The following is a 26,091-nucleotide window of genomic DNA, read 5'->3' as shown; positions in this document are numbered from 1 at the left end:
CGGCGCGTCAGGCCGCGGCCGGCGCCGGCCGCGCTTCGCCGCCGCGCATCATGATGCAGAAGCCGGCGGCGAAGAGGCAGAGCGCGCCGGCGATGAAGAAGGCCGGCAGGTAGCTGTCATAGACCGTGCGGCTGAAGCCGGCGCCATAGGCGGCGAAGGCTGCGCCGAGCTGGTGGCCGGTGAAGACCCAGCCGAAGACGAGCGTGGCCTTCTCGCCGAAGCGGTCGGCGGCGATCTTGATCGTCGGCGGCACGGTCGCGACCCAGTCGAGCCCGTAGAAGATCGCGAAGATCGAGAGGCCGTAGAAGGAGAAGTCGGTGAAGGGCAGGAAAAGCAGCGAGAGCCCGCGCAAGCCATAGTACCAGAACAGCAGCCAGCGGCTGTCATAACGGTCGGAGAGCCAGCCCGAGCCGACCGTGCCGAGGAAGTCGAAGATGCCGATCACCGCGAGCACGCTCGCGGCCGTCACTGCCGCCATGCCGTAATCGCCGCACAGCGCGACGAAATGGGTCTGCACCAGCCCGTTTGTGCTGGCGCCGCAGACGAAGAAGGTGCCGAACAGGATCCAGAAGGTGCCGGTCTTCGCCGCGTCGCGCAGTGCGACGAGCGGCGAGGCGAGCATGGCCGCGAGGCTCGTGGCCTGCGCCGGTGCCGGCACGATCTGCGTGCCGCCATAGGGGCTGAGGCCGAGATCGGCCGGCCGGTCGCGCATCAGGGCGAGCACGGCGAGCGCAGCGAGCGCGATCATGCCGAGCACGAAGGTCATGGCCACGCGCCAGCCGACCTGCTCGGTCAGCGCCGCGAGCAGGGGCAGGAAGACGAGCTGGCCGGTCGCGGTGCTGGCGGTGAGGAGGCCGACGACCAGGCCGCGGCGCTGCGCGAACCAGCGGGTCGCGACGGTGGCGCCGAGCACCATGGCGGTGAGCCCGGTGCCGAAACCGAGCACGAAGCCCCAGAGCAGCACCAGCTGCCAGAGCTGCGTCATGACGAAGGAGCCGAGGATGCTCGCCGCGATCAGGCTGAGCGCCACCAGCGCGACGGGGCGGACGCCGAAGCGGTTCATGAAGGCGGCGGCGAAAGGCGCCATCAGCCCGAACAGCAGCAGCCGGACCGCCAGGGCCGAGGAGATCTCCGAGGTCGCCCAGCCGAATTCCCTCTGCAACGGCAGGATCAGCACGCCCGGTGCGCCGACGGCGCCGGCGGTGACCAGCATGGTGAGGAAGGTCACCGCCGCGACGGCCCAGCCGTAATGGATGCCGCGGCGGGCGAGGGCGGCGGCGAGGCCGACGGGGTGCGCTTGTTCTGCGAGATCGGTCGGCATGATCGTTTCCCTTTTCGGGTATATACCCGTATGTGGTTGAAAAAAGTCAGAGCGCATCGAGCGCCGCGTGCAGCCGGCGCATGAACTCGACGCCGAGGCGGTCGTCGAGGGCCTTCTGGGCGCCGTCCCAGAGGGGGGCGCCGTCGTCCAGAACCTTGCGTCCGGCGTCGGTCAGGGTGACCGTTGCCTCGCGCTGGTCCTCGCCGCGGCCGAGCGCGACCAGTCCCATCTTCTCGAGCACGCGGACATTGCGGCCGATGGTCGAGCGGTCGAGCTCGACCCGGCGGCCGAGCGCCGTCAGCGTCACCGGCTCGACGCGGGCGATCGAGCGCATCAGGCTGAACTGCGCGATATTGACCCCGACCGGAGCGATCGCCTCGTCATAGAAGGCGATCATCCGGCGCGAGGCCGAGCGCAGCGTCGTGCAGATGCAGGGAAGCGACATGGGTTGCGGGTATATGCCCGCGACGTGGGGAAAGCAAGAGGCGACTGTCAGTCGTCGGGTCTCTTGAGTTCAACGTCCGTGATGCTCGCCCTTGTGGCGACCGTCCACGTCTTGAACACGGCCTTCGATCTGTGGGGAGAAGACGCGGATGGTCGGGACAAGCCCGACCGTGACGGTGAGGGCGGGTGCCGGAGCTAGATCACGCTGCCTTTGGACGGAATCGTCCAAAGGCAGATAGCATGATCGATTCCAATAGTTTAGAGCATGATCGGAGCGAAAAACCGTTGCCACTTTTTCGCGGCATGCTCTAGTTCCGCCCTTCCGGCAGGCGCGGCAGCGGCAGGAACTCGACGCCTTCCTCGTGCAGCATCTGCGCGTCCTCGGGCGTCGCCTCGCCATAGATGGCGCGGTTCTCGCTCTCGCCATGGTGGATCTTCAGCGCCTCCTCGGCGAAGCGCTTGCCGACGGGCTCGGCGTTGGCGGCGACGTGCTCGTGCAGGGCGGTCAGCATGGCGCGGAACGCCATCTCCTTCTCGCCCATCAGCGCGAGGGGCCGGGCGGCCGACGCGGGGAGGGGCGCGGAAGGCGGCGGCACGGCGTCCGTTGCCGGCGCGGCCGGGCGCGCGCCGCGGTCGGTCCGGGCCACGGCCGGCGCCATGACGGCGCGCTCGACCCTGGCGCTGTCGCAGACCGGGCAGGTGACGAAGCCGCGCTTCGCCTGCTCGTCGAAGCTGCCGGAACTCGCGAACCAGCTCTCGAACTCGTGGGCGTTGTCGCAGATCAGGGTGTAACGGATCATGTCACTTCAAGGGGCGGCGGTAACGGCTGCAGATAGGGGCGCGGCCGTCCGGCGACAAGTTCTCGCGCCCATCCTCACTCGGCAGCGTCGAGCCGCGACGGCTCGGCTCGGCGAGGCCGCCGCCCGGGAGCGACGATGATCGAATGGCCGTAGCCTTCGCGGCCGTCCGCAGGCGGCGGTGAAATCCGGCGCGGCCATCGGCGTCCTCCGCTCAGGCCGCCTTCAGCAGCGGGTCGAGCTCGCCGCGTGCGTCGAGCGCGTGCAGATCGTCCGAACCGCCGACATGGCGCTCGCCGATGAAGATCTGCGGCACGCTGGTGCGTCCGCCGGCCTTGGCCGTCATCTCCCGGCGCAGCTCCGGCTTGCCGTCGACGCCGATCTCCTCGAAGGCGACGCCCTTCTTCGTCAGCAGCGCCTTGGCGGCATGGCAATAGGGGCACCAGCCCGTGGTGTAGATCGTGACCTTCGGCATCTTTCCATCCTGAAAGACCAGCTTCGCCCGCAATATAGGAAGCCGTCATGCTTCCGTCACGACCCGGGCGAAGGTCAGCACGTCGACCGCGCTCGCCCCGCCGCGCAGCAAAGCGCGCGAGGCGGCGTTGGCGGTCGAGCCGGTGGTCAGCACGTCGTCGACGAGCAGGATGCGCCGTCCTTCCACGACAGGGCGCATGGCGGGCAGGACCCTGAAGGCGCCCTGGAGGTTCTCGGCGCGCTGGGCCCGCGTCAGCCCGACCTGCTGCCTTGTCCGCCTGACGCGGGCGAGCGCCAGCGGCGCGTGCGGCAGTTCCGACCGGCGGGCGATGATCGCAGCCAGCGCCGCCGCCTGGTTGAAGCGCCGCGTCCAGAGGCGGGCGCGGTGCAGGGGCACCGGCACGACGAGATCGGCCTCGGCGGTCAGCTCGCGGCCGGCCTGCGCCATCATCCGCCCGAGCATGAGGGCGAGCTCGGTCCGGTCGCCATATTTCAGCCGGTGCACCAGCTCGCGCGCCGTGCCGTCGAAGCGGCAGGCGGCGCGCGCCCGGGCGAAGACCGGCGGATCGGCGATCGCGGCCGGCGAGACCAGCCCCGGGCCGAGATCGACCTCGAAGGGCGTGCCGAGCCGCTCGCAATAGGGCCGCTCGATCAGGCCGAGTCCGGCCCAGCACCGGGCGCAGAGGCCCTGCGCCTCGCTCGTGGCGGCCCGGCAGGCGACGCATGAAGGCGGATAGACGAGGCCGACGGCCCCGGCCATCCCTGCCCGCAGCCAGCCGCGCCCCCGGCGCAGCCAGCCGGCCGCGAGCGTTTTTCCGGGCTCCTCGGGATTTCTGGAAAGGCTCATGCGCGACGGAGCTCGCGGAGAGAGCATTCTCGCTTTCTCGCGAGCGGGACGGGGCCGCCCCTGCCAATCCCTGCCATCTCGCTTATCTTGCCTGCGACGGCTCCGGCCCGCATCACGGCGGCCGGTTCCATGGATGCCTTCCCCGGCCCCGCGGCCACCCCGCGACAAGGATCGCCACGATGAGTCATGCCAACGCCTCCGCCACCACGCCCAGGCTGTTCACGCCGTTCCGCCTCGGCGATCTCGACTTGAAGAACCGCGTCGTCATGGCGCCTCTGACCCGCAACCGCGCGAGCAGGCATGATGATGCGCCGAACGCGCTCAATGTCGAGTATTACCGCCAGCGCGCCGGCGCCGGGCTGATCATCAGCGAGGCGACGCAGATCTCGCGGCAGGGCCAGGGCTATATCTGGACACCCGGCCTCTACAGCGCGGCCCAGGTCGCCGGCTGGAAGGCGGTGACCGACGCCGTGCACGCCGAGGGCGGGCTGATCTTCGCGCAGCTCTGGCATGTCGGGCGCGTCAGCCATGTCTCGCTGCAGCCGGGCAACCAGGCACCCGTCGCCCCGTCGGCGATCCAGGCCAGGACCAAGACCTATATCGAGAGCGGCTTCACCGAGGTCTCGCCGCCGCGCGCGCTCGGCCTCGAGGAGATCCCCGGCATCGTCGCCGACTATGCCCGCGCGGCGCAGAACGCCAGGGCGGCCGGCTTCGACGGCATCGAGCTGCACGGCGCCCATGGCTACCTGCTCGACCAGTTCCTGCGCGACGGCTCCAACCGGCGCGAGGACGCCTATGGCGGCTCGATCGAGAACCGCGTGCGGCTGACGCTGGAGGTTGTCGACGCGGTCACCAGGGTGTTCCCGAAGGAGCGCGTCGGCATCCGGATCTCGCCGGTGAGCCCGGCCAACGATGCCCGCGATTCCGATCCGCAGGCGCTGTTCGGCCATCTCGTCGCCGAGCTCGACAAGCGCGGCATCGCCTTCATCCATGTCGTCGAGGGGGCGACACGCGAGGCGCGCGACTACCTGCCCTTCGACTATCAGGCGCTGCGCAAGGCCTTCCGCGGCGCCTACATCGCCAATAACGGCTTCACCCGCGAACTCGCCATCGCGGCGGTGGAGAACGGCGAGGCCGACCTCGTCGCCTTCGGCCGGCTCTTCATCGCCAATCCCGACCTGCCCGAGCGCCTGCGGCTGAACGCCCCGCTCAACACGCCGGACGTCGCGACCTTCTATGGCGGCGACGCCAGGGGCTACACCGACTATCCGGCGCTGGCGCCGCAGGCGCCGGCCGCGCGCGCCGCGATGTAGGCCGCCGGCCATCCCCTGCGGGCGGGCGCCCCCCGTCCGCAGGTTTTTCGTCCGCAGCCGCACGCAGGGGCTTGCGGCGCGGTCCGGCGCCGACTATACGGACCGCCTGCCGCGCTGCTCCCTTCGTCTAGCGGTCTAGGACGTCGCCCTCTCACGGCGAAAACAGGGGTTCGAGTCCCCTAGGGAGCGCCACGGTAAATGCCGATTCTGGCTTATTTCCCAAGCGTTTAAGGTGCTCATGCGGTTGCTCCCAGGGTTACTCCGGGGGTACAAGTGCCGCGAATCGTCCTTCGTCTTGGTCCACTGATGGTTGCCGTGAAGCACCTGAGCCGGAAGCCCTCCGGTCTCTACATGTATCAGCGCCGCATACCCCTCGACATTCGGAAGCACTATCCGGGTCGGGTGATCCTCAAGGCCAGTCTGGAAACCTATGATGAGCGCGAGGCCATCCAGCGTTGCCTCAAGCGTGCCGCTGAGGATGATCGTCTGTGGGCCTCATGGCGCTCCCCCGCTGGCCAAGATGCCGGTTTGACCTCCTCTGAGGCCTATGAGGCTGCTGAGGCTCTATTGCGCCTGTGGGACCTTAAGCCGGGCGATGGCTTCCGCACCGGCCCTGACGCTAAGCAGCAAACAGGCGATGTTCTTGATGTCCCGTTGGACTATTTCGCCAGCAAGTACGGGGAGGAGTATCACCTAGCGCTACAAGGCAAACACCCCGCCGGTAGGTCTCCTTCATCATTCCTTGAGCCTCATGAAGCTCTGGCCATGGGCTGGGTACTCAACGACCCGTCCAAGAAGATTGTCCTGCTGAGCGATGCCAGAGATTCCTATCTCAAGCACAAGGGCGAAGGGGAAAAGTTTGACCAACAGAACAAGAGGTATGTGCAAGGCCTGATCGACCTTTGCGGTGATCTTCCGTTAGGGGATTACGCCAGACAGAACGTCAATGACCTCAGAGATAAGATGCTCGCCAAGGGCAACAAGACGGCTACGGTGAAGCGATATTTCAAGTCGCTGAGTGCAATCTTTACCCATGGGATTGACGAATACGATCTCAAGGGCGTCAGCAATCCCTTCGTTCGCTTCAAGATTCCTAAGGATGGTCAGGACGCGAAGGAGGTGCCGCCTTTCACTATCGAAGAGGTCAGGCGCATCCAGGCAGAGTGTAGGGTTCTGGACGATACTCCTCGCCATATGGCTGCCATTCAGTCAGACACAGGGACCCGCATCAGTGAAATCATCGGATTGAGGATTGAGGATATCATCCTCGACCACAAGGCCCCTCACATGCTTCTTAGGGAGCGTAGGGACCTAGGGCGGCGTCTCAAGACGAAGAATAGCACGCGGAAGGTTCCCCTCGTCGGTATGGCTCTGTGGGGTGCGCAGCGGGCGCTGAAGCTCTGCGGTAGTGCTTCCGAAGGATGGCTGTTTCCTCAGTATGCTGCTGATGGTGCTATCAAAAGCAATAGCGCCACGAACACCGTGAACAAATGGCTCAAGGTCAGTTTGAAGATTCCAAAGACAAGTCATTCCTTCAGGCATGCCCTTGCAGATAGGCTAAGGCATGTGGATACACGAGAGGAGCTGATCAAGGCTATTGGCGGCTGGAAGGAATACAATTCAATGTTGGCAAATTATGGCGAAGGTTTCCTGATCGAGCAGCTTCACAGGGAGTTAGTCAAAGTGGTGCTCTGAGAGTCGAGCGGCCTTCTGAAATGTAACACTATAACACTAAATACTTTTCAAATCTATTAGTGGTATTTCGACTTCATGGAGACTCCAATTGTTGGCTGGGTGGCTTTGAATCACCTTGCCCGAGGCCAGCAATCCGCCTGCGGTCAGTCGCTGAAACGCCCGTTCTCGGGAAAGCAATTCGCCAACGCGGTGAAAAAGTTCCCTATATGCTAGAGAGAGCTTCCCTCAAGAGGAATGCAGCGAAGATGATGGCTGGTATGGATCAATTATCATCATCATTTAGTGGTTAGATGAGGATCAATACCACAGATTTTCATGTAGTGACCCCTCAAGGCCTCCATGGCCATCTTCTGATCTCTCTTTCTGACGATCAGACTATCATGAACTGTCAGGCTTGGGATGCCATGGCCATCCATTAGCTCAAGCATGGCACCGAGCATGGCTTCGCTCTCGTGGTACATGAGATCACCCCATGTGACCCCCAATCGCCCCCAATCCCTCAGCAGTGGGTGCTTGGTTTCCATGGCCTGCTGAACTGCCTTGATCGGATAGGCCTTGCTCAGCTTGTGGCCTGTCAGGTGTTTGAACTCCTTAATGATCGCAGACGGCCATTTCCTAGGAGGCTTGTCTTGGCCAAGGGCTACTACAGCCCACTTCTTGGCCACCCACCGCCTGTTAACCTCGCCGAAGGGCGCAGGCAGGAGCCCCTCAAGGCCATAAGCATCCTGATTGGGATCAAAAGGCCTCCCGGTAATGCCGTGGAGCACCGTCAGGTAGCTTGCTCGAACATCGATCTCCACCACAGGCTCTCCTCCAATGGTCATCAGAGGTCGCAGATGGCTTTCCATGTTCTGGTATGAGCCGGGGCACAGGGAAAACAATCTGCCTCCCTGATTCCAGCCATAGCCCTGAGCAGTCCCGTTATTGAATATGCGGACATATCCTCTGTGGTTGCCTCCGGTGATCTCATAGCCGTCAAGGAACTCATTCAGTCGCCTGATATCGGCCTCTAACGCCACGGTCTGGGGCGTGGCCCTGAACGCGATCCTCTCGCCTCTGATCTTGTGACGCCTCTCCTGCTCAGAGGCGGTCTTGAGGACCACAAGCCGAGCCGGAAGACTCTGCCGAAAATGATCATGCACATTTGCAGGCGTGATCCCCTTGCCCTCTGCGAGCTTCAGGAGGCGCTCTGTGGCCCGCCAATGAGACGCCCGGGCTTTCGACGGCCCTCTGATCTCATTGTCCTCATGGGCCTCGACATACCCCAGCGCCATCATGCCCGAGAGCACGATCCTGAACGTCTTGATGCCGACGTCCTCCCCAGAGAAGCCAGAGGTTCGCATGGCGCGATAAGCCCAGCCGCCGCTCTCAGGGATGCCGGCCGCGATCATCAAGTCAGCGAGAAATGCTCCTGCGGCTTTGGTGAGCTTCTCTTGGCCCCTCTCAGCGCGACGATAAGCCCTATCGCGGATATCTCGTTCGTGGCCGGCAATCTCTGAGCTGAGGAGGTTACATAGGTCGTGGGCAGCAGGGGTTATAGCCTCGTATTCCAGCGCCGCATGGTGCGGTGTGAGGCTCCTTAGGTCGGTAGTCACGAAGCGTCCTTCTGAAGATATACCCTCATCAACTCATCCAAGAGGACCGCATTGCTCACGATGCCCCGCATATCCTTCGTGGCCTTTTCCTGAGCCAGCTTGAGTTGCTCTCTGCTGTCCCCGGTTACGCGAACATAAAAGCCGTAGAACGGGGTGTCCTGATGGATGCCGCGTGGCCCATCGAAACGCTTGTTGATCATGATTGATGTCCTTTCCGATATGGGAAGGGCCTCCCGAGATGCACCCGAGAGGCCCCTGTGTAGTGCTACGCTTTCCTACTGAGCCGATTGCCTCAGATAGGTGCGCATGAGTTCAAGCATCACATCGAGATTGCCGGGAGTTGAGCCAATTTCGTGAGTCATTCTGGCCTTCACATCGGCGAGAATCTTTTGATGCTCCTGATTTAACCCGGCATAGAAATGGTAGTAGGCGCTGGCTGCCTTATTGTTCTTTGCGGTATTCATTCTTATCGTCTAAAGGTCGATGCTATCTTGTGTTCGTGCTTCAGGTACGCATCCCATGCTTGGGATTGCTTGTCCCATGGCAGGGCGGTGATGGCGTCTTCAACGAAGCTGGCAGCCTCATCGGCGCTGCGGGCCTGATTGTTGATCTTGTTGATGAGACCTTCAATCTCTCGGGTATGCTGAGGGCCTACTACGGCCTCAAGATCACTCCCGAATTGAGCCCGCGTTTCCATATGGCTTCTGGTTTTGGCTGCGTATGCTTTCACATTCGCTATGCCTTCGCGTGGCCGCTCCACAACGTAAGGACCAGATTCAATACGGATTGTCTGGAGAGCAATACGCTCGGCAGAGCCCCTAGGAGACTCGCTGGCGGCATTGGCGTCCTCTGAGCTACCCTTGCCTACGAGGGGCTGTCCTTGGGCCTCCCCGGCGCTCTCTGTGGCTTTCCTGAGCGGTGCAACTGCTCTGCTGATGGCCTCCTGAACTCGAGCCTCCTCAAGATCGCTGAGAGTCCTCGTCATGAGAGGTGCATCGGTCACAGGGGATGATCGCGATGAGGCATCGCCAGCGAACCGGCTGGTCAGCTCCTTCAGAGGATTCCTGCTGCCGGTAATGCCGTCTATCGCCCTGATGCCTCCATAGGCTGCACCTTGCACGGCTAAGGCCTTCGCGAGGGCCGCAGGAGCCGCAACCGCCCTGATGGCCTCAAGCTCAGTCCCAAAGCCGAGCGCTGCTCCTATGCCGCCTATCGCTCTCTTCGTAGGGTTCCTCAGCCAGCTTGCGGGATTGATCATGTCATCAACCAGAGGGCTGCTCGAAAACCCACCAGCGAAATAGCCATCCTCGAACCGGCCCGTGTCCTTGACCTGGTTGAGCGCGCTGCGCTCCTCAAGGGTCTCGACATACCGCCTGCCCAGACGATGACCGCCAAGAGCGTCGCGAAGCTCAGCCAAATGGGAAGGGGCCAGCGCATAGCCATTTCTCAGCATCGCCTCGGCACTGTCCATGCGTTCGGTGTTGGCCTCGGTGCCTTTCTGGCCTGCGCTCATGCCGTAGTCCCTGCGGGCTCGCGATGTTGCGGCAGACAGGGCTTCGTCAGCGATCTTGACCGCCTTATAGGCCTGCTCAGGACTATCGAGAGCTACGCCAAGCCGATCGATCCTTGTGGCCAGTCTGCCGGCGACCTCAGGGTCTATATCGGCAAAGCGGATGGCATTAGTGACATCGCCAACGCCTCTGAGCGTCCTGATGGCTCCCCCGGTAGCTCCCGAGGCTACAGCGCTTCCAATGGCCTCATGGGGATCGATGGTCAGGCCCTTATCCGTGCCTGCCGTCACTCCTATCTGATCGACCACAGCGCCCGCAGCGCCACTTGCCGCATCTACTGCGCCAGCTTTGGCGACTTGGCCCGGTATCTGAGCGACAGCCCCAATCCCCGCGCCCTTGGCCACGCCTGTCAGAGCAGGGTTGAGACCGAGCTTGTTGGCATACGCTTGAAGGGCTGATGATCCTGTAGCCATGACATAGTCTGAGGCCGAAGCCGCCCGACCACCATTGTTCTCCACACGGGCATCCATGGCAGGGCCGAAGGATCGTGCTGCATTCGAGGCTAGGAAGCCAGCACCACCAGTGGCAGCACCAGCGGCAATATCCATCGCGAGGCCGGGAGCACCCTCAAGGATCATCCTGGGGACATAGCCCCAACCATAGCCACCAATGCCCTTGTCGGCCTCTCTGGGCCTGAAGAAGTCTGCTGTGGCCGGGCGATAGTTCTCAGGGGCAATGTCTCGCCCCACGTTGGCGATGGCATCCCCGGCACTCTTGGCCATATCGATGCCTGAGGCTTCACCTATCCAATGTGCGGTGCGCCCAAGCCCTACGGCTGCATTGGCAGCACCATATTGCAGGGCCTTCCGGCCAGTCTCTAAGGCGCCATCGGGCTCCTGTGGGGCGGCCGAACTCCCATGATAGGCCCTCAAGCCATCGGCGATTTCCTTGGACGAAAGGCCATTGCTGATTAGTCGGTCAATGTCCTCGGCATCATGAGGGGCATATGTGCGGTATCCACCTACAATATCATCATCAGTGAAACCTTCGGCTCTCAATCGGGCTATGTCATCTGCCAAAGCCGATGTTGTGTTATTTGTCATCCTTTATCTTATCCATTCTTCCTCAGTATGAGGTTCTTCGCGCCAACATTCGGTGTTGACATCGTTGACAACAAAAAAGGACCCGCGATCTCTCGCGAGCCCTCAGGGTTCATTCGGGGCAGCTTGGTCGCTGCCTTCTCGATTTGTGGATAGGTCAAACGCAGCTCACGGGCCGGTATCTCGATGCCTCCTGAGCGCGTCAGTCTCCTATAGTGGCACACGGATTGGCCTGAGCAGGCCTAAGCCACTGAATCTCTGATGAAAATCGATGAATTTTCGCTGACCCTCCAAGGATATGAAGTCCTCTGACGTATTTTCAAAGAAATCAAACTGTGAAAATCTCAATTAACCCGCTTCGCACAGAAAAGATAAGTTATGAACCGAGGTGATCGTTTCCATAAACTCAGCTATGCGGATGAGAGGAGCCTTAAGACTCTCATTCAGATTATGGAGATGCTATCGAATGTCGATCACAAGATGCCCATAAGCTATGTGAGGGCCTTCCTTGAGGTCGCCGCTAAGCCAGGCATGGGGCCAACGGCATACGGTGATAAGATTGGTGTACCTCAGCCAACGATGTCCCGGCTGCTTGGAGCGATAGGGTTCCGAGCTAGGCACACAGAGACAGGTCTTGGACTGGTGGACCAAGCCCCCGCACCTATGAGCGCGAGAGAGCAGCAATGCTACCTGACGCCCAAGGGGCTGACGCTGATGTATGATCTGATCCGTCAGCTTGAGAAGCGGGGTTTGACTCCTTGAGCGCCTATTGGCCGTAATCTGCCTCGCCGCCACGGGAGCTTGATCGTGTCTGAGCCTCTGACCAAGGACTACCTCAAAGCGGCCCTCGACCACCAAGCGATGAAGCTCACCCTCATCCTCGCGGTGATGTTGGTGTTTGTGATGGTCATGGTGCTCATAGCGGCGGCGTGAGGTGGCTTATGGCTCACCGGCCTGCCGTTCGTCTGTCATAAGGTGCACAATTTCGGCCGAAAACGCCTCCATACGCCTGAGATCGTGGCACAAAACGCCGAACTTTCGCCCGAGCGAGGGAAAGGGCTGCCTGCGAGCTGTCAGGTTCGCCGAGCGCCCCAGAGGCCGCAGCTCCTCTATAGTGAGACACGGATTGGCCGCCAGCCCGGCAGGACTCTGAGAATGCGAGGGATTTTTCCAAGAGGTGAGCCTTCCAATCCCGGGCAGTCCGCTGATTGGCTAAAAGCGCTCAGTCCAGCTCTTTGTCGTGCCTCGGAAGGGAACTTCCAAATCTGTTCCGACGATCTGCTTCGGTTCTACCTGGTTCTCGGGCTGTTCTCCGATCAATCGACCGCTGATCTGACCGAGCAATCGCAAGCGCCCATTATTGATTACATTCCGTGAGACCTGTCCGTAAATTATGGCCACTCCTCCTTCATCAATCACTAGGCCACCAGAAAGTTGACCGTAACAGGTCAGGATGCCGCCACGCTGCACATAGGTTGTCCCTGTGACCTGACCATTCACCTCGCGGCTGCTGGTCACGATCAAATCACCTAGATGCTGCGCCATGATTCGCTTCCCTTTGTGTCTGGTCAGAGTCTATCGCGAGCGACTGGCCTCTAGGAACTGACCGTTGAGGTATACCTGTGCGGACGGCGGCCGAAGAGTCCGAAAGCGTGTCCGCTAGGGTTGACATCGATCAACGGACATGCAATCTAACGGTCAGTATCCCAACGGACACATTTGAGGCCCGCGATGCAGACCGTTCTCTATGCCCGCGTTTCCACTCTCGACCAGACCATTGAGCATCAGCAGAAGCAGGCCGAGGCCGCAGGGTTCAAGCTCGACCGAGTGATTGCTGATCACGGCGTATCGGGAGTTAAGACCCGCCTTGAAGAGCGCCCTGAGGGAAAGCGCCTCTATGACATCCTCAGGGCTGGTGACGTTTTGGTGGTCCGTTGGGTTGATCGGCTTGGCCGCAACTATGAGGACGTGAGGCAGGCCATTCAGGAGTTCATGAAGCGCGGCGTCATTGTCCGCACGATCATCAACAGCATGACCTTCGACGGCTCCACCAAGGACCCCATGCAGATGGCCGTCAGGGACGCGCTGATCGGCTTCATGGCGGCAGCGGCGCAGTCACAGGCTGAGGTCACGAAAGCCGCCCAGGCTGCTGGCATTGCCCACGCCAAGGGGCTTGAGGACAGCAAGCGCTACAAGGGAAGGAAACCGAGCTTCACCGCAGGGCAGCTTGAGACCGTGAGGAACCTGACCGAGCAGAAGGCGGGCGTGAGCGCGATTGCAAAGGCTACAGGGCTCAGCAGGCAGGCCATTTATCGCATCATGGAAGACCCTGCGGCGGCGGAGGCTTCGCTGATCGAATGGGGAATGTCGCGGAAGGAAGCGGCCTAATGTCGCCAATGTCCCCGGCTTGCCTATCATGTTGAGGGCGCACGCGGGCAGGTAGATCATCAGGGCTCACGGGGCTGGCACGCGCTGGCCTTGCAGCTCTCTTGGCTCCCGAGGAACACGGGTCCTTTTGGGTCCCATCGTGGCTTAAGCAGCCCCCAGGCAAACAAAAGGGCGTTTCAAAAAGCCGGTAAAGGGTCGATTGTTGTTGTTAGGCCTTGCCGTGGTGAGCGAAGAGGTTCGGGGGGTGGCATAAAGATAGTAATAGCTATCCCATAGTTATAGCGATTTTTCTTCAAATTAATGATGTGATTTAGCTGATTCGCCGGGAATGATTTCGGCTTCTCCAATTGGATCAGTTGAGCCTATGACCATCGAACCTATCGCAGACATCATCATCTTCACAGAGGAACTAGGCTCAAGGACCTTCCGCCTCCTCGGGGGCACGCAAGCAGGCCTTGACTGCCTGACGAAGCGCTATGGCCCTCTAGCGCATGGAACCACGGCAGAGATCAGCGGAACCGATGACTACCTAAACGCCGAGTTCGAGGCCTTGGGTGCAACGGGACTCCATGTGAAAATGTGGTACTAGCCGGCGCTTCACGGGCCGAAAAACACCGATACCCCTTGAGGCTCCCGCACTTCCCTTGGCTCCATTAGGGCAGGGCGGGGGCTTCGTCATGTCAGAAGGGATCACAGCGATGCAAGCTCTGCATCGGCCTTCGCGTAGTGCGCCTGCATTCTCGCGATATAGCCTTCAAGCCTCTCACGTATCTCAGGGAAGAGGAAACAGATCAGGCCGGTCCAAGCTTCATCGGGCCAGTAGTCAGGGTCATAATTTCCGACTTTCTCCCGAATAGAAGACAGCTTCCTCTGCCAACGCCCGGACTTGTCTTCTTTCTCAAGGGTTGCGCGGTGGCCGTATTGATCGAGAGCGTATCCAAAGGCGATCACGCAATCCTTGTGGTTGGTTTCCAGATGGTGCGCGACTTCGATCAGAGACTTATAGCCCCAGCCCACCGGCGTGCCGGCCTTTGCGCTGAGCAAGGCGCTGATGATCGCATGAAGCCGCCACGTCTCCCCGTATTCCTCTGGCGAGCGGATGCCCATCTGTCTGAACTTGATCCACAGTGATCGCCACGCCGTCTTGCGGAGCTTGTAATGGTCCTCATCGGCGCGGGCGCTCCAAATCTCAAAGAACTCAGACCGCAAAGCCTCATCCCGCCGTGCTCGCGCTTCCGTGCGCTCGGTCTTGATGATGAGCTTAAGCGCGCTCTCCGCAGCCTCATAGTCGAATAGGAAGGCGCGTTGCCGCTCCTGATCGAAGGTTAAATCCTGAAAGCGGGCAATCTTCTCATCCCACTGGTCGATGAGCTTCGCGCCCTCGCGCACAGGGCGACGGTAGTGAGCGCGGACATGGAATGCGCCAGATGCCTCAGACAGCCTTGTGGTCTCCTCATCCACCACAAGAATGTTGGAGTTGTTCGGGAACAGGAGATCGTCAGTGGTCATACGGCGGTAGTCCGGGGAGAAGCTACCCATCACCCAGACCAGCAGCCCGCCTTGGTCTCGATAGAAGTTCCGACGCCCCGCGACGACACTGAGGAAGGTGGTCGATAGCTGGACCTCGAATGCTAGGCGCTGGTCGCCCCTTGTGGCTTGAACGTCTGGCTGCCTGCGTGCCTTCAGATTGCTAGCAGACCGCCAAGTCTTCTCAAGGGCCACTGCGGTGAAGTTCGGATCGGCTGCAAGGCTCCGCTCAATCAATCTCTTGATGCGTTGGTGCGCCGCTCCCTCCCGCTGCCCAAAGTACTTCCGAGCTAAAATCTCATCAGCGGATGCCCCGCGCGTCTTAGCAGGGCAAGAGCCATCCTCTTTGATATGACGGAAGAAGAAACGCTTTTGTGAGCTGGCAACGATGTAGGCTGGAGTTGAGCACCAAGCGCACTGATATCTATGCTTCTTCTTATGCAGTTCATCCTGCATATCGGCGCGAAGCTTGACCAGCGCGTCGTAGCGAAGGCCGCCGATGAACTCGACAGCGTTGAATATTTCGCCGGTTTCTAGGTCCAAAACCTCGGCGAGCTCCGGGTCCTTCACAGCCGGCGTTAGATCGAGAGGGTTGATGGTCACATTGCCCATGGGACACCTGCCTCGACTGGCTAGCAATTGAAGGGGACCGTGTACGGCGGCGGCAGAATCGCGTTACGGAGAATGCCACGCGGGCTTTGAGAATCTTGATCGCACGGATGGCGGACATCGATTGGTAGCAACCCCCGCCTGATCCCGCATCCCGCGCGGCATATTATGAGGCTTCAGCGTTTCCGCGAGACACCCTAGCGACGTAGCGTTCGAAGCCTGCCTCACTGGCAGCCGTCCGAGGGACCTCGTAAAATTCAGCCACGCGCTCTTCAGTGACCACCGTCGTCCCGGTTGAGAGGGTGCAGTTAAATACGTCCATCGCTGGTGAGGGCCGCCGTAGCTTGGCCTCGTTCAACCGAAAGCCAGAGCGGTGCACAGCGGATACAATATCATCAAATGATCGGCTCAATAGCTCTGCATCGTTCGCGGAGATTGAAATATCGTCCATGTATACCGATACTGTAAGCTCTTTCGATTTCTCTCTTAGAACGGCTCCAAGGTCCGATTGCATCAACACCAATGATGACAGGATGGGCGATTGAACGAAGCCATATGGCAACGCATACCTTGGATCATCATAGGGATTTCGGACAGTCGACCACTTGCCAAAGTGGGCTGGCCTTGGAACATCGGCTTCTCGCAGCGCTCTAACGACACGATTCCGCCCGATTGAATAGAAGAAGCGCTCAATATCTACGCGAGCGAAGAAGGCATTGGGCCTGTGATTATGGAGCGCGGCAACATGCCCGCCTTCTCTCAGGTGGTGATAAAAGGGGTCGAACCCGACCTTGATCTCCACCCAGTTCTTAACATCCTCGCCGATAGAGCGGCCTAGCTCACTAGGAGCAAAGATAGGCTTGCCGTTTCTCAGGAATGAATGCGTGTAGTTTTCGAACTTGACGGGCATAGTTGACGGCCTTGCTCAACAGGTCGAGGATGACGTTGATCAACTCAAGGATGATCAAGGCGTCAGCCAGATACCTGCGAGCAAGGCGCGAGAGGGACGACTTGTTAGCCATACTCTTGCTCCATGCTGTGCCACCGGCAACCTGCGACTCCAATAACAAGGAGACGTCAACTAAGAGAATTCCTTAATGTGGAATCTCGAAGTGTCTTCTTACGGCAAGCCATAGTGCCTTGCTTTCGGGTAACACCAGGTGAGTCCAGGTTATCGCCAGCGGCACAGGCGAAGCTAAGGATCAAACTTGAGCTTAGCAAGAGGGGGATACGCTACTCTCACACTCACTCCATGCCGCCCTCACCAAACGGTCTTTGATACCCGCTACCCTCTCTCTCGCCATTCAAGATGCGGTTCATCAACTCTAAGGAGTGATTGAGGGGGTCCAAGCCGATATAGACCGTGCTCGCAATCGGCACCTCTGCGGCCCATCCCCTGACTTTCCATTGGAAAGCCTTCACCTCCCGCTGCATCTCCTCGATCTTGCTCGGATGCAGAGAACGCTTCGACCTCTGGACCATCAGACAGCCCTCCGCCACGGCTGCATGCCCCGCACAAACCCATGGCTCACCAGCCGGTCAGCGTCCTGAGCTAGCGTGTCGAGATCGTGCAGGAGAGCCCTGATGGCTTCCCGAGCATCACCTTTGAACTCCGCTAGAACCGCATCAATGTCCGTATCTGTGACCACAGGCTTGGGTGGCTTGTCGTGTTCCATGGTGGGCTCTCGAATGAGAACGAAATAGGAACATAAGCCACGAACGAGTCAAGATACCTAGAGAAGGAGCCTGTTGACTCGTCACGCGAGCCTGAGACGCCGATGCCCCTGATGTATGCTATGGCCGGCAGCGCGAGCATAGGTCAGTTGCTGGCGCTTATCGTAGCAAAATGGGGTCAAATAGCCGATGAATCGCCTTCTTAGCTGGTGGAATGGTATCCATCCGAAGCGCCTAGAGGCCGTTGGCATAGGCCTAATATTGTTTGCAGCGGTATTTGAATTTGGCCTTCTTTCCGGTTCGCTTCGAGCTGTATCAGATGGAGCCTTTCTAGATCTTGATCAGAAGCTCAAGCATATATGGGCTGCAATCGGTTCTGGTGAACCGCAGGTATATGTTTCCAGAAATAACAGGACCTTCTGGGAAAATATACGAGTGAATGATCGGGTTAAAGATTCTAGAGCGTCCTTCTTGGTTGATACCTTCAATCAAATTAGGTTCGTGGCGTTTTTCATCGGATCAATTCTCATTATCACGGCAAAGTGGCGTGAAGGAGCGAAGTAACGCCTTGGCCCGCTCATCGCCCTCATTGTGAGGCTTGTTGTTGTCCCGCGCGAGGGGGGCTTTTGGACTAGGAGTACGCTGGGGTTACACGGCTCCTTGCGATCGCTAAAAGAACTCTGTAAAAACAAAGCTCTAGAGCGACTGCATGAATCCCTAAACGCCCCTAGGGAGCGCCAATAAAATCAAGCACTTGAGCTGCTTGGCTGGCGTTCAAAGCCAACAATTGTCCAATATATGCGTATTGATTTTGATGGACGCGCTTTGACGTAAGCCGTCAATGTGTCGCGGGGGAGGGGAAGCGCTCGTCCACCGGATGACGACACGGGATAGGCCGGCCGTGATCCGTGGTGGGCGATTGCTGCCCTTCTGGCGCAAGGTCTTATTGTAGAATCTGCTGCATGATGGCACGGAAATTCGTGCCGCACGTTGGTATCCCATGGCCGAGAGAGTGATAGCGCCGGTCGAAGCTCCCCTGCTTGTCTGGGCTCGTAGAACTGCGTCTGTCGGCCTGGAAGAGGCCGCGAAGGCCGCTGGGGTTGCTCCCGAACGGCTAGAAGCGTGGGAAAGAGGTGAGGCGAAGCCAACCCTGCCGCAGCTCCGCGCCTTGGCGACAAAGTACCATCGACCGCTCGCCGTAATGCTGCTTCCCAAGCCTCCACGCGATTTCCAACCGCTCCGCGATTTCCGCCGTATCGATGAGCTCGGTGGCGGAGCTATGCCGGCACGCGTCGCCTTCGAAATCCGCCAAGCTCAGGAGCGTCGGGAGATCGCCCTTGACTTGCTCGACGATGGCGCCGGCGGCAGCGAGGCCTTCACCTTGCGCGCCGCGTTGACCGATGACGTCGAGGCCGTAGCGGCCAAGGTGTGCAAGTTCCTCGGCGCAGATTTCGCTGACCAGTCCCGTGCCGCCCGCAGGGGCTTGGCCTTCGCCTACTGGCGGGATCTCATCGAGTCAAAGGACGTGCTGGTCTTCGTCATGGCCGGCAGCCAGGCGCCGAAGGTTCGGGAAGTCCGAGGCTTTGCCGTCCCATTCGATCGCTTGCCGATCGTCGCGGTAAATGGGCGCGACAAGACGGCTGGCCGCGCCTTTACGCTTCTGCACGAGTTCGCACATTTGCTGCTCGGAACGGCTGTGGTGGAAAACGCGGTTCAGCCAGGCCCATGGTTGCCGCCGGCAGAACGCAAGATCGAGCGATTTTGCAATGCCGTCGCCGCTGCAGTCCTCATCCCGGCCGACGAAGCTGCCAAGATCGCGCGGCTCCGTGACAAAGGCCCTACGGCTGCCTGGGCTGATCCGGAATTGGACGCGACGGCAGAGATGTTCGGCGCGAGCCGAGAAGCGGCATTGCTCCGGATGGTCAAGCTCGGCTTCGCCGCCCAGCGCTTCTATGTGCACAAGCGCAAGGCCTTCGAGGCGGAATATGAGCGGCTTGACGATCGAGTCGCTGGTGAAGGCTTTGCCCTCCCTCACCTCACCATGGTTGGCCGCTACGGCAAGAGTTTCGCTCGTCTCGTGCTGAACAGCTATCGCGAACGGCGCATCACGATGAATGACGCAGCCGCTTACCTCAACATCCAGGCCAAGCACATCAGCGCGGTCGAGAAACAGGCCTTCCGCGCGGCATGAAGAGAAAGGCGCTCTACTGCATCGACACGAGCGCCCTGATCGCCGCTTGGGACGAGCGCTACCCCATCGACGTCTTCCCGCAGCTTTGGAACGGGATCGCGGCGCTTATCGCAGAAGGCCGATTGATCTGTCCTGAGGAGGTCGCCCACGAGCTCGACAAGCGATCTAAGGATGTTGCGGCCTGGATGACGGACGCCGGCCCTATCGTCATTGCTATCGATCAAGACACCCTCGACCATGTTGTTCGAATTCTCGCCAGCCATGAGAAACTGGTCGCAGAGCGAAAGCGGGGATCATCGGCTGATCCGTTCGTGATCAGTCTCGCGAAGCTGCGCGGCGCCGTGGTTGTCACCGAGGAAGGGCCAGGGACGGAAGCGAAGCCGAAAATCCCAACAGTTTGCTCGGCCTATAAGATCGAGTGCATCAGCCTTCTGGAGTTTCTTCGCGCGGAAAGCTGGATGATGAGTGGCAAACGGCACGCCAGCTCGAGCGGCTTGTTCGACGATGTTCTGGGGCCAGAATAGTAGGCTGGAGCTCGATCTCTTCGATGAGAAGGAGATCGAGCTCGCGCGCGTCGGCCTAGTGCGCTGAGATTACCCGACGCCTCAGCCTTTCCCTGTGACTACAGACCATCCATGACGCCGGTCTCGGCAAGAGCGCGTGTCGATATACATGCGGGCAATGCGTGGTCGGCAGAGATTGACCTGGCTATAGCGAGCTGCCAAGCGAGCGAAAGCAGCGCAGGGCCCCGCTGCGGATTTAGATGCGCCGTTCTACGTCTGACAAACGCCCGCCGGCGCGCCATACTGCGCCGAGAAGCGCGATACACTTCCTCGCTGCTCTTATTCCAGAGGGCGAGGCGGCTGGAGGGCCCAACCGCCATCGCCCGAGTGGTCACACCCTCACCTTGATCTCGATGTCGATCTTGTCCGCGCTGACACCCATGCGCTCGGCCAAGCGAGCCTTGATCGTCTCCATGAAGCTCGCGTCATTACTCGGGGCGCGGCGGTCGGGGGACGCCTCATTGACCTCGCGTTCCTGCTTGTCGGCTGATGCCGAAATAGTCTCAGACCACAGCGCCTTTTCCCCGAAGCCAGAGCCCGTGAGCCGCCAACCCTCTTCAAACTCCGGATTCACCCAGGAGGGGATGTGTTCCATTCCGTGCGCAGCCTTTGCGGCGTGGTTCGCCTCGAACGCTGCAACGACGGTGTCCTTGTCGAACATGGTCACGACGACCTTGGCCGGTTCTTCTTCAGACCGCTGAGCATGGATGACGCGGTCAACGTCGCTCAGCACGTAGTACGAGCCATTGGCGCCGCGAGTGAACGATATGCGACCTCCCGTGGTTACCTTGATCGCGCAGGAAAGAGTCTCGCCGCCCTTGGCGATCTTGATACGCGAGAACCTCGGTACCCCTGACCCAGAGGCCGTGTTCTCAACGGCGTAACCCTTGGCATTCAGCAAGCGCACGACGGCCATTCGAACTTCACCATCATCTATCCAGTCACTCATGGCTTTCTCCTATCCGTTTCGGTTAGAGTTAAATGCCATATCTCAAGAGAAAAAGCAAGGGAGAACCGAGGGTAAAATTTTACCTCCATCCCAACGAGAAGGGTAAAGAAAAGCGAAACTGCGCCAGTGACTGACGGAGCGCAGATCGTGCCGGCCGAAGGCTGAGCCGCCATTGGGTGCGGCTCGTGCCTCCGACGCTCGCCGCTCGGCTACCTCACGCCAGCGGCCTTTGCCGCCAAACTCACCGCAACAGACGATTGGTGGCACAATACAGACCAGCTCCGACGATCGCGCGTTGCTCCGGCGCAGCATCGCCAATCTCAACAGAGGGCTCTGGCGTCAGCCGGATGACAAGCAGGGGGCACAGACCCCGCCCCGATGCGACCCCGCCGCGGGCGTGAGGTTGTTTGCGCGAGATCAAGGTCTTGGCCCTGTTCTTGCGGTTGCCTGTCTCGCTGCGCCTACGCTTTCCAATCCGGAACAACAGGGGCCGCGCGGGGGATGATGAAAGACAAGAGAAACCGGCTTCGTTTCATGTCGATCATGGCGCTGGCCAGGAAGAAGCGCCGCCAGGCCAGGCTCGCTTCGGCGGCGAAAGTGCAGCAGCCGAGACTCGTCTGGTCGGCCGACTGGCAGGATCAGCGCCCGCCGGGCGGGAAGTAGCCTGTCCCACGCGTGCTCGCACCGGCACGAGGGACATCCGATGCGGCGTCTGAACGGCCGGCGGGAGACCTTTACTCCGGCAGGACCTTGCCGGGGTTCATGATGTTGTCGGGGTCGAGGCTCGCCTTCAGCGCGCGCATCACGGCGATGGCGGCATCGCCGTGCTCCTTGCGCATGAATTTCGCCTTGCCATAGCCGACGCCGTGCTCGCCGGTGCAGGTGCCGCCGAGCTCGATGGCGCGGTTGACCAGCAGGCCGTTCAGCCGCTCGGCCTCGCGGATCTCGTCCGGCGAATCCATCATGATCTGGAAGCCCATGTGGAAATTGCCGTCGCCGACATGGCCGAGCGCCGTGACCGGGAAGGGCGCATCCTTGGCATGCTCCTTGATCTCGGTGATGCAGGCGGCGAGCTGGGAGATCGGCACGCAGGTGTCGGTGCCCCAGCTGCTGGCGCCGGGACGCAAGGCGAGCAGGGCGTAGTGCATGTTGTGCCGGGCCTGCCAGAGCTTGTTGCGCTCCTCCGTGCTGGTCGCGAAGCGCCAGCCTTCGCCGCCATGGCCTTCGGCTATCGCCTGGACCATCTCCGCCTGCGAGACCACGGCCGCTTCCGTGCCGTGGAATTCGAGGAAGAGCGCCACCGTCTCGGGATAGCTCAGATTGTTGTGGCGGTTGATCGCGCGCATGCAGATCTCGTCGAGCAATTCGACGCGCGCGACCTGGATGCCGCACTGGATCGTCTCGATGGCGCAGTTGACGGCGCTGGCGATGTCGGGGAAGGAGCAGACCGCGACCGAGCTCGCCTCGGGAATGCCGTAGAGCCGCAAGGTGACCTCGGTGATGACGCCGAGCGTGCCCTCCGAGCCGACGAAGAGGCGGGGGAGGTCATAACCGGCCGAGGATTTGCGGGCCCGCCCGCCGGTCTTCAGGACGGTGCCGTCGGCGAGCACCACGGTGAGCGCCAGGACATTGTCCTTCATCGTGCCGTAGCGCACCGCATTGGTGCCGGAGGCGCGCGTCGCGGTCATGCCGCCGAGCGTCGCGTCGGCGCCGGGATCGACCGGGAAGAACAGGCCGGTGTCGCGCAGATGCTCGTTGAGCTGCTTGCGGGTGACGCCGGCCTCGACCGTGCAGTCGAGATCCTCGGCATTGACGGCGGTGATCGCGTTCATGCGCGAGAGGTCGATGCAGACGCCGCCATGCAGCGCGACGACATGGCCTTCGAGCGAGGTGCCGGCGCCGAAGGGAATGACTGGCACCTTCGCCTGATGGCAGAGCTTGACGATGCCGCTGACCTCCTCGGTGGTCTGCGGATAGCAGACCACATCGGGCGCCCTGGTCGGATGATAGGATTCGCCATGGCCGTGATGCTGGCGCTCGCTGTCCGAGGTCGAGCAGCGCGGGCCGAGGAGTTCGCGCAGAGATGCGGTCAGGCCGTCGAGGGCGGGATGCCGGGGACTGCCGGAGATGGTGGCGGGGGCGTTCATGGGGTCTTCGATCCTCGTGCACATCTGCGGCGGCTCTGGCGCAATCTCGACCGGCCTGTCGTCATCGGCCACAGCCGATGCAGCATGAGCGCTCTGCACCGGCAGGGGAAGTGCGCCGTCAGGCCGAGTGTTCGCGCCCGGCGATGCCGAGCAGATACTGGCCGTAGCCGCTCTTCGACAGGGCCTGGCCCAGTGCCCGCAACTGCTCGCGCTCGATCCAGCCATTGTCGAAGGCGATCTCCTCCGGGCAGGCGATGCGGAAACCCTGGCGGCGCTCCAGCGTGCGCACGAATTCGGAGGCCTCGACTAGGGAATCGGGCGTTCCAGTGTCGAGCCAGGCATAGCCGCGCCCGAGCCGCTCGACGCTGAGCGCGCCGCGCTCGAGATAAGCGAGGTTGACGTCGGTGATCTCGAGCTCGCCGCGGGCCGAGGGCTTGAGCTTGCGGGCGATCTCGACCACCTGCTCGTCGTAGAAATAGAGGCCGGTCACCGCCCAGTGCGAGCGCGGCAGCTTGGGCTTCTCCTCGATCGAGAGCGCCTTGCCGGCGGCGTCGAAGGAGACGACGCCGTAGCGCTCGGGATCGCTGACGCGATAGGCGAAGACGGTGGCGCCGCTACTGCGGGCGGCGGCGCGGTGCAGCACCTCGGTGAGGCCGTCGCCATAATAGAGATTGTCGCCGAGGATCAGGGCGGAGGGGCCGCCGGCGACGAAGTCGGCGCCGATATGATAGGCCTGCGCCAGTCCTTCCGGCTTCGGCTGGACCGCATAGGAGAGCTTGAGGCCCCAGCGCTCGCCGCTGCCGAACAGCGCCTCGAAGCGCGGCGCGTCCTCGGGCGTCGAGATGATCAGGATCTCGCGGATGCCGGCGAGCATCAGCGTCGAGAGCGGATAGTAGATCATCGGCTTGTCGTAGACGGGCAGGAGCTGCTTCGACGTCACCATGGTCATCGGGTGAAGCCGCGTGCCGCTGCCGCCGGCGAGGATGATCCCCTTCATGATGCTTCCTTCAGCTTCGCGGCTGCGCGAGCAGCGCGGCGACGCAGGTTTGCACGGAATCCCGCCAGGGCGGCAGGCGCAGGCCGTACCGCTCGGCGAGCAGGCGGCAGTCGAGCCTGGAATTGCCGGGCCGGCGGGCGGGGGTGGGGTAGTCGCTCGTGGCGATGCGCCTGACGCCGGCGCTCGGCCCGCCCAGCGCCGCCGAGGCAGCGAAGACGGCCTCGGCGAGGTCGGCCCAGCTCGCCTCGCCGGTGCCGGCGGCGTGGAAGATGCCGCGCAGCGAAGCGTCGCCGGGACGGGCGACCAGAGCCTTCGCCACCGCGACGATCGCATCGGCGAGGTCGAGCGCGCTGCTCGGCGAGCCGAGCTGGTCGCTGACGACGCCGAGCTCGTCCCGCGTCCCGGCGAGGCGCAGCATGGTCTTCACGAAGTTGGCGCCATAGGGGCTGTAGACCCAGGCGGTGCGCAGGATCGTCCAGTCGGCGGCGGAGGCCGCGACCGCGACTTCGCCCGCGAGCTTGGAGCGGCCATAGGCCGAGAGCGGGGCCGTCGGGTCGGTTTCGCGCCAAGGGCGCGGCGCCATTCCGTCGAAGACGTAGTCGGTCGAGATCTGGATCAGCGGCACGCCGAGGCCCGCCGCGGCGGCGGCGACAGCGCCGGCGCCCTCGCCATTGATGCGCAGGGCGAGATCGGGTTCGGTCTCGGCCCTGTCGACGGCGGTATAGGCGGCGGCGTTGACGATGCAGTCGGGCCGGGCCGCGACCAGCGCGGGCAGAACGCTCTCCGGTCGCTTGAGATCGAGCCCGGGCCGGCCGACCGGGACGACGGCGACGCCGGCGGCCTCGGCACGGGCGAGAAGGGATTGGACGACCTGCCCGGTCCGTCCGGTCACGGCTATGCGCATTTGGCCTTCGCCATCGGAAGCATGCGGCCGGTCTAGAGCATGGCGGGGAGGGGCTCAACCCGCGTCGAAGCGGCGTCCCTCCTCGCAGAGCCAGGCCACCAGCGCGTCGAGGGCGGGGGTGCGCTCGCTTTGCGGGTTGACGGTCAGCCAGCAGCCGGTCGCGCTGTCGAAGCTCAGGCCGAGCGGATTCACGAGCGCGCCCGAAGCGAGTTCCTCGGCGACGTAGCAGCGCGGGGCGAGCGCGACGCCGAGCCCGGCCACGGCGGCCCGGATGATCACGGAATAATAGCCGTAGCGCACGGTATGGGCCGGGACGGCGCCGCGCAGCCCGTGCGCCTCGGTGAACTCGGCCCAGAAGGCCGGCATCTGGAAATGCTGCAGCAGCGTCATCTTCTGGATGTCGGCGGCACGGTTGAAGCCGCCGAGGCGTTCGAGCGCGGAGGGCGCGGCGACGAGCGCGACCCGGCGGCCGAAGAGGTAATGCGATTCCCGGTCCGGCCAGGGCCCGAAACCGTGAACGATCTCGAGATCTGCTTCCTCGATCTCGTTCTCGCTGACGAAATTGGTGAACTGGACGTCGATGCCGGGATGCGCCTGCGCGAAGTCCGGAAAGCGCTCCATGAGCCAGCGCTCGCCGGCGATGGCGATCATGTGCAGGCGGATCGGCCGGCCGATCGCGGCGCGCTCGGCGAGGCGGCGGGCGCCGCGCTCCATCTGCTCGATCGCCGCCTCGGCATAGGGGCGGTAGATCGTGCCGGCCTCGGTCGGCTTGAGTCCGGCCGGGCTGCGCTCGAACAGGACCGTGCCGAGATGCTCCTCCAGCGCCTGGATCTGCTTGGAAACGGCGCTCTGGGTCAGATGCACCTCGCCTGCGGCCTTCGCCGTCGAGCCGAGGCGGGCGACGGCGAGGAAAACCCGGAGCGCCGTGGTCGACGGCGGGAGATTGCGGCCGGCCAAGCAGATATTCCTTCGGCGACTACCCTGAGGAGATCGTTTCGTTTGCCGGTTGCGCGGTCAAGAGGGCAATGCTTTCCGCCAGGGGAGA

25 protein-coding genes, 1 tRNA gene and 1 pseudogene are annotated in these 26,091 nt (G+C 61.9%); 9 read left to right on the top strand and 18 right to left on the bottom strand.

Annotation, left to right across the window (positions count from 1 at the left end; translation table 11 throughout):
• Nucleotides 1-7: 7 nt before the first annotated feature.
• The 5 genes from CS1GBM4_RS16065 to CS1GBM4_RS16045 form a co-directional block, all read right to left on the bottom strand.
• Nucleotides 8-1,321 carry an MFS transporter gene (locus CS1GBM4_RS16065; RefSeq protein WP_186419719.1) on the bottom strand — a complete coding sequence of 438 codons (1,314 nt, stop codon included), beginning with the start codon at nucleotides 1,319-1,321 and terminating at the stop codon, nucleotides 8-10.
• Between the two features lie 46 nt (nucleotides 1,322-1,367).
• A complete protein-coding gene (locus tag CS1GBM4_RS16060) occupies nucleotides 1,368-1,766 on the bottom strand; it encodes a MarR family winged helix-turn-helix transcriptional regulator (protein ID WP_186419718.1) in 399 nt (132 codons plus the stop codon).
• A gap of 307 nt (nucleotides 1,767-2,073) precedes the next feature.
• Nucleotides 2,074-2,565 (bottom strand): DUF1178 family protein, encoded by a 492-nt coding sequence (locus CS1GBM4_RS16055; RefSeq protein WP_186419717.1) that lies wholly within the window; start codon nucleotides 2,563-2,565, stop codon nucleotides 2,074-2,076.
• Between the two features lie 211 nt (nucleotides 2,566-2,776).
• Nucleotides 2,777-3,037 (bottom strand): glutaredoxin 3, encoded by a 261-nt coding sequence (grxC, locus tag CS1GBM4_RS16050; RefSeq protein WP_186419716.1) that lies wholly within the window; start codon nucleotides 3,035-3,037, stop codon nucleotides 2,777-2,779.
• Nucleotides 3,038-3,082: 45 nt separating this feature from the next.
• On the bottom strand, nucleotides 3,083-3,796 hold the full coding sequence (locus tag CS1GBM4_RS16045; protein ID WP_186419825.1) for a ComF family protein: 714 nt from the start codon (nucleotides 3,794-3,796) through the stop codon (nucleotides 3,083-3,085).
• Nucleotides 3,797-4,062: 266 nt separating this feature from the next.
• On the opposite strand from CS1GBM4_RS16045, the gene CS1GBM4_RS16040 reads away from it, so the two are divergent.
• The 3 genes from CS1GBM4_RS16040 (at nucleotide 4,063) to CS1GBM4_RS16030 (ending at nucleotide 6,891) form a co-directional block, all read left to right on the top strand.
• Nucleotides 4,063-5,196 (top strand): alkene reductase, encoded by a 1,134-nt coding sequence (locus tag CS1GBM4_RS16040; RefSeq protein ID WP_186419715.1) that lies wholly within the window; start codon nucleotides 4,063-4,065, stop codon nucleotides 5,194-5,196.
• 116 nt (nucleotides 5,197-5,312) lie between these two features.
• A tRNA-Glu gene (locus CS1GBM4_RS16035) sits at nucleotides 5,313-5,388 on the top strand.
• Between the two features lie 123 nt (nucleotides 5,389-5,511).
• Nucleotides 5,512-6,891, top strand: a complete 1,380-nt coding sequence (locus tag CS1GBM4_RS16030; RefSeq protein ID WP_186419714.1) for a site-specific integrase — start codon at nucleotides 5,512-5,514, stop codon at nucleotides 6,889-6,891.
• A 275-nt stretch (nucleotides 6,892-7,166) separates the two neighbouring features.
• On the opposite strand, the gene CS1GBM4_RS16025 is transcribed toward CS1GBM4_RS16030, so the two are convergent.
• From CS1GBM4_RS16025 to CS1GBM4_RS16010, 4 genes are all read right to left on the bottom strand, one after another.
• Nucleotides 7,167-8,486: a hypothetical protein gene (locus CS1GBM4_RS16025; RefSeq protein ID WP_186419713.1), complete on the bottom strand. Its 1,320-nt coding sequence runs from the start codon at nucleotides 8,484-8,486 to the stop codon at nucleotides 7,167-7,169.
• Nucleotides 8,483-8,686 (bottom strand): hypothetical protein, encoded by a 204-nt coding sequence (locus tag CS1GBM4_RS16020; RefSeq protein ID WP_186419712.1) that lies wholly within the window; start codon nucleotides 8,684-8,686, stop codon nucleotides 8,483-8,485. Before CS1GBM4_RS16020 ends, CS1GBM4_RS16025 begins: the two co-directional genes overlap by 4 nt.
• A 75-nt stretch (nucleotides 8,687-8,761) precedes the next feature.
• A complete protein-coding gene (locus tag CS1GBM4_RS16015) occupies nucleotides 8,762-8,950 on the bottom strand; it encodes a hypothetical protein (RefSeq protein WP_186419711.1) in 189 nt (62 codons plus the stop codon).
• Nucleotides 8,951-8,952: 2 nt separating this feature from the next.
• Nucleotides 8,953-10,779: a hypothetical protein gene (locus tag CS1GBM4_RS16010; protein WP_186419710.1), complete on the bottom strand. Its 1,827-nt coding sequence runs from the start codon at nucleotides 10,777-10,779 to the stop codon at nucleotides 8,953-8,955.
• Nucleotides 10,780-11,904: 1,125 nt separating this feature from the next.
• Between CS1GBM4_RS16010 and CS1GBM4_RS24780 the strand changes: the two genes are divergently transcribed.
• Nucleotides 11,905-12,030 (top strand): hypothetical protein, encoded by a 126-nt coding sequence (locus CS1GBM4_RS24780; protein WP_280177726.1) that lies wholly within the window; start codon nucleotides 11,905-11,907, stop codon nucleotides 12,028-12,030.
• Between the two features lie 279 nt (nucleotides 12,031-12,309).
• Here CS1GBM4_RS24780 and CS1GBM4_RS16005 read toward each other — a convergent pair whose 3' ends face one another.
• Entirely contained in the window at nucleotides 12,310-12,642 is a 333-nt protein-coding gene (locus CS1GBM4_RS16005; RefSeq protein ID WP_186419709.1) for a hypothetical protein, read from the bottom strand.
• Nucleotides 12,643-12,828: 186 nt separating this feature from the next.
• On the opposite strand from CS1GBM4_RS16005, the gene CS1GBM4_RS16000 reads away from it, so the two are divergent.
• Nucleotides 12,829-13,485, top strand: coding sequence for a recombinase family protein (locus CS1GBM4_RS16000; protein ID WP_186419708.1), 657 nt, complete (start codon nucleotides 12,829-12,831; stop codon nucleotides 13,483-13,485).
• A 690-nt stretch (nucleotides 13,486-14,175) separates the two neighbouring features.
• Here the strand turns inward: CS1GBM4_RS16000 and CS1GBM4_RS15995 are convergent.
• The 3 genes from CS1GBM4_RS15995 to CS1GBM4_RS15985 all read right to left on the bottom strand — a co-directional run bounded on the left by CS1GBM4_RS15995 (nucleotide 14,176) and on the right by CS1GBM4_RS15985 (nucleotide 17,103).
• A complete protein-coding gene (locus tag CS1GBM4_RS15995) occupies nucleotides 14,176-15,624 on the bottom strand; it encodes a DUF6035 family protein (protein WP_186419707.1) in 1,449 nt (482 codons plus the stop codon).
• 163 nt (nucleotides 15,625-15,787) lie between these two features.
• On the bottom strand, nucleotides 15,788-16,531 hold the full coding sequence (locus CS1GBM4_RS15990) for a reverse transcriptase domain-containing protein (RefSeq protein ID WP_186419706.1): 744 nt from the start codon (nucleotides 16,529-16,531) through the stop codon (nucleotides 15,788-15,790).
• A gap of 335 nt (nucleotides 16,532-16,866) precedes the next feature.
• Complete coding sequence (locus tag CS1GBM4_RS15985; RefSeq protein WP_186419705.1) at nucleotides 16,867-17,103, bottom strand: hypothetical protein; 237 nt, start codon at nucleotides 17,101-17,103, stop codon at nucleotides 16,867-16,869.
• Nucleotides 17,104-18,496: 1,393 nt separating this feature from the next.
• Between CS1GBM4_RS15985 and CS1GBM4_RS15980 the strand changes: the two genes are divergently transcribed.
• Nucleotides 18,497-19,486: an ImmA/IrrE family metallo-endopeptidase gene (locus CS1GBM4_RS15980; protein WP_244607251.1), complete on the top strand. Its 990-nt coding sequence runs from the start codon at nucleotides 18,497-18,499 to the stop codon at nucleotides 19,484-19,486.
• Nucleotides 19,483-20,010 (top strand): DUF4411 family protein, encoded by a 528-nt coding sequence (locus tag CS1GBM4_RS15975; protein WP_186419703.1) that lies wholly within the window; start codon nucleotides 19,483-19,485, stop codon nucleotides 20,008-20,010. The genes CS1GBM4_RS15980 and CS1GBM4_RS15975 overlap by 4 nt, the downstream gene beginning before the upstream one ends.
• Nucleotides 20,011-20,380: 370 nt before the next feature.
• Here CS1GBM4_RS15975 and CS1GBM4_RS15970 read toward each other — a convergent pair whose 3' ends face one another.
• Entirely contained in the window at nucleotides 20,381-20,998 is a 618-nt protein-coding gene (locus CS1GBM4_RS15970; protein WP_186419702.1) for a hypothetical protein, read from the bottom strand.
• Between the two features lie 198 nt (nucleotides 20,999-21,196).
• Between CS1GBM4_RS15970 and CS1GBM4_RS24630 the strand changes: the two are divergent.
• Both CS1GBM4_RS24630 and CS1GBM4_RS15965 read left to right on the top strand, forming a co-directional pair.
• A pseudogene (locus CS1GBM4_RS24630) lies at nucleotides 21,197-21,349 on the top strand (IS3 family transposase); the annotation flags it as partial.
• A 153-nt stretch (nucleotides 21,350-21,502) separates the two neighbouring features.
• Nucleotides 21,503-21,661: a hypothetical protein gene (locus CS1GBM4_RS15965; protein ID WP_186419701.1), complete on the top strand. Its 159-nt coding sequence runs from the start codon at nucleotides 21,503-21,505 to the stop codon at nucleotides 21,659-21,661.
• Between the two features lie 71 nt (nucleotides 21,662-21,732).
• On the opposite strand, the gene CS1GBM4_RS15960 is transcribed toward CS1GBM4_RS15965, so the two are convergent.
• The 4 genes from CS1GBM4_RS15960 to CS1GBM4_RS15945 form a co-directional block, all read right to left on the bottom strand.
• Nucleotides 21,733-23,145 carry an FAD-linked oxidase C-terminal domain-containing protein gene (locus CS1GBM4_RS15960; protein ID WP_186419700.1) on the bottom strand — a complete coding sequence of 471 codons (1,413 nt, stop codon included), beginning with the start codon at nucleotides 23,143-23,145 and terminating at the stop codon, nucleotides 21,733-21,735.
• 118 nt (nucleotides 23,146-23,263) lie between these two features.
• On the bottom strand, nucleotides 23,264-24,142 hold the full coding sequence (gene rfbA, locus CS1GBM4_RS15955) for a glucose-1-phosphate thymidylyltransferase RfbA (protein WP_186419699.1): 879 nt from the start codon (nucleotides 24,140-24,142) through the stop codon (nucleotides 23,264-23,266).
• A 10-nt stretch (nucleotides 24,143-24,152) separates the two neighbouring features.
• Nucleotides 24,153-25,046 (bottom strand): dTDP-4-dehydrorhamnose reductase, encoded by an 894-nt coding sequence (gene rfbD / locus CS1GBM4_RS15950; protein ID WP_186419698.1) that lies wholly within the window; start codon nucleotides 25,044-25,046, stop codon nucleotides 24,153-24,155.
• Between the two features lie 54 nt (nucleotides 25,047-25,100).
• The gene (locus CS1GBM4_RS15945) at nucleotides 25,101-26,003 is read right to left on the bottom strand and encodes a LysR substrate-binding domain-containing protein (protein WP_186419697.1); all 903 of its coding nucleotides are present in this window, start codon (nucleotides 26,001-26,003) and stop codon (nucleotides 25,101-25,103) included.
• Between the last annotated feature and the right edge of the window lie 88 nt (nucleotides 26,004-26,091).

This window comes from Allobosea sp. CS1GBMeth4, from assembly GCF_900185715.1.
In the GTDB taxonomy this organism is placed as follows: domain Bacteria; phylum Pseudomonadota; class Alphaproteobacteria; order Rhizobiales; family Beijerinckiaceae; genus Allobosea.
The sequence above is the reverse complement of the archived record's forward strand: the minus strand, read 5'-3'. Positions and strand labels throughout refer to the sequence as shown.

Excerpts from the sequence above, each read along its gene's own strand:
- CS1GBM4_RS16065 (WP_186419719.1), bottom strand. The coding sequence starts at position 1,321 with ATGCCGACCGATCTCGCAGAACAAGCGCACCCCGTCGGCCTCGCCGCC.
- CS1GBM4_RS16060 (WP_186419718.1), bottom strand. The coding sequence starts at position 1,766 with ATGTCGCTTCCCTGCATCTGCACGACGCTGCGCTCGGCCTCGCGCCGG.
- CS1GBM4_RS16055 (WP_186419717.1), bottom strand. The coding sequence starts at position 2,565 with ATGATCCGTTACACCCTGATCTGCGACAACGCCCACGAGTTCGAGAGC.
- grxC (WP_186419716.1), bottom strand. The coding sequence starts at position 3,037 with ATGCCGAAGGTCACGATCTACACCACGGGCTGGTGCCCCTATTGCCAT.
- CS1GBM4_RS16045 (WP_186419825.1), bottom strand. The coding sequence starts at position 3,796 with ATGGCCGGGGCCGTCGGCCTCGTCTATCCGCCTTCATGCGTCGCCTGC.
- CS1GBM4_RS16040 (WP_186419715.1), top strand. The coding sequence starts at position 4,063 with ATGAGTCATGCCAACGCCTCCGCCACCACGCCCAGGCTGTTCACGCCG.
- CS1GBM4_RS16020 (WP_186419712.1), bottom strand. The coding sequence starts at position 8,686 with ATGATCAACAAGCGTTTCGATGGGCCACGCGGCATCCATCAGGACACC.
- CS1GBM4_RS16015 (WP_186419711.1), bottom strand. The coding sequence starts at position 8,950 with ATGAATACCGCAAAGAACAATAAGGCAGCCAGCGCCTACTACCATTTC.
- CS1GBM4_RS16010 (WP_186419710.1), bottom strand. The coding sequence starts at position 10,779 with ATGGCCAAGAGTGCCGGGGATGCCATCGCCAACGTGGGGCGAGACATT.
- CS1GBM4_RS16005 (WP_186419709.1), bottom strand. The coding sequence starts at position 12,642 with ATGGCGCAGCATCTAGGTGATTTGATCGTGACCAGCAGCCGCGAGGTG.
- CS1GBM4_RS16000 (WP_186419708.1), top strand. The coding sequence starts at position 12,829 with ATGCAGACCGTTCTCTATGCCCGCGTTTCCACTCTCGACCAGACCATT.
- CS1GBM4_RS15995 (WP_186419707.1), bottom strand. The coding sequence starts at position 15,624 with ATGGGCAATGTGACCATCAACCCTCTCGATCTAACGCCGGCTGTGAAG.
- CS1GBM4_RS15990 (WP_186419706.1), bottom strand. The coding sequence starts at position 16,531 with ATGCCCGTCAAGTTCGAAAACTACACGCATTCATTCCTGAGAAACGGC.
- CS1GBM4_RS15985 (WP_186419705.1), bottom strand. The coding sequence starts at position 17,103 with ATGGTCCAGAGGTCGAAGCGTTCTCTGCATCCGAGCAAGATCGAGGAG.
- CS1GBM4_RS15980 (WP_244607251.1), top strand. The coding sequence starts at position 18,497 with ATGCTGCTTCCCAAGCCTCCACGCGATTTCCAACCGCTCCGCGATTTC.
- CS1GBM4_RS15975 (WP_186419703.1), top strand. The coding sequence starts at position 19,483 with ATGAAGAGAAAGGCGCTCTACTGCATCGACACGAGCGCCCTGATCGCC.
- CS1GBM4_RS15970 (WP_186419702.1), bottom strand. The coding sequence starts at position 20,998 with ATGAGTGACTGGATAGATGATGGTGAAGTTCGAATGGCCGTCGTGCGC.
- CS1GBM4_RS15965 (WP_186419701.1), top strand. The coding sequence starts at position 21,503 with ATGAAAGACAAGAGAAACCGGCTTCGTTTCATGTCGATCATGGCGCTG.
- CS1GBM4_RS15960 (WP_186419700.1), bottom strand. The coding sequence starts at position 23,145 with ATGAACGCCCCCGCCACCATCTCCGGCAGTCCCCGGCATCCCGCCCTC.
- rfbA (WP_186419699.1), bottom strand. The coding sequence starts at position 24,142 with ATGAAGGGGATCATCCTCGCCGGCGGCAGCGGCACGCGGCTTCACCCG.
- rfbD (WP_186419698.1), bottom strand. The coding sequence starts at position 25,046 with ATGCGCATAGCCGTGACCGGACGGACCGGGCAGGTCGTCCAATCCCTT.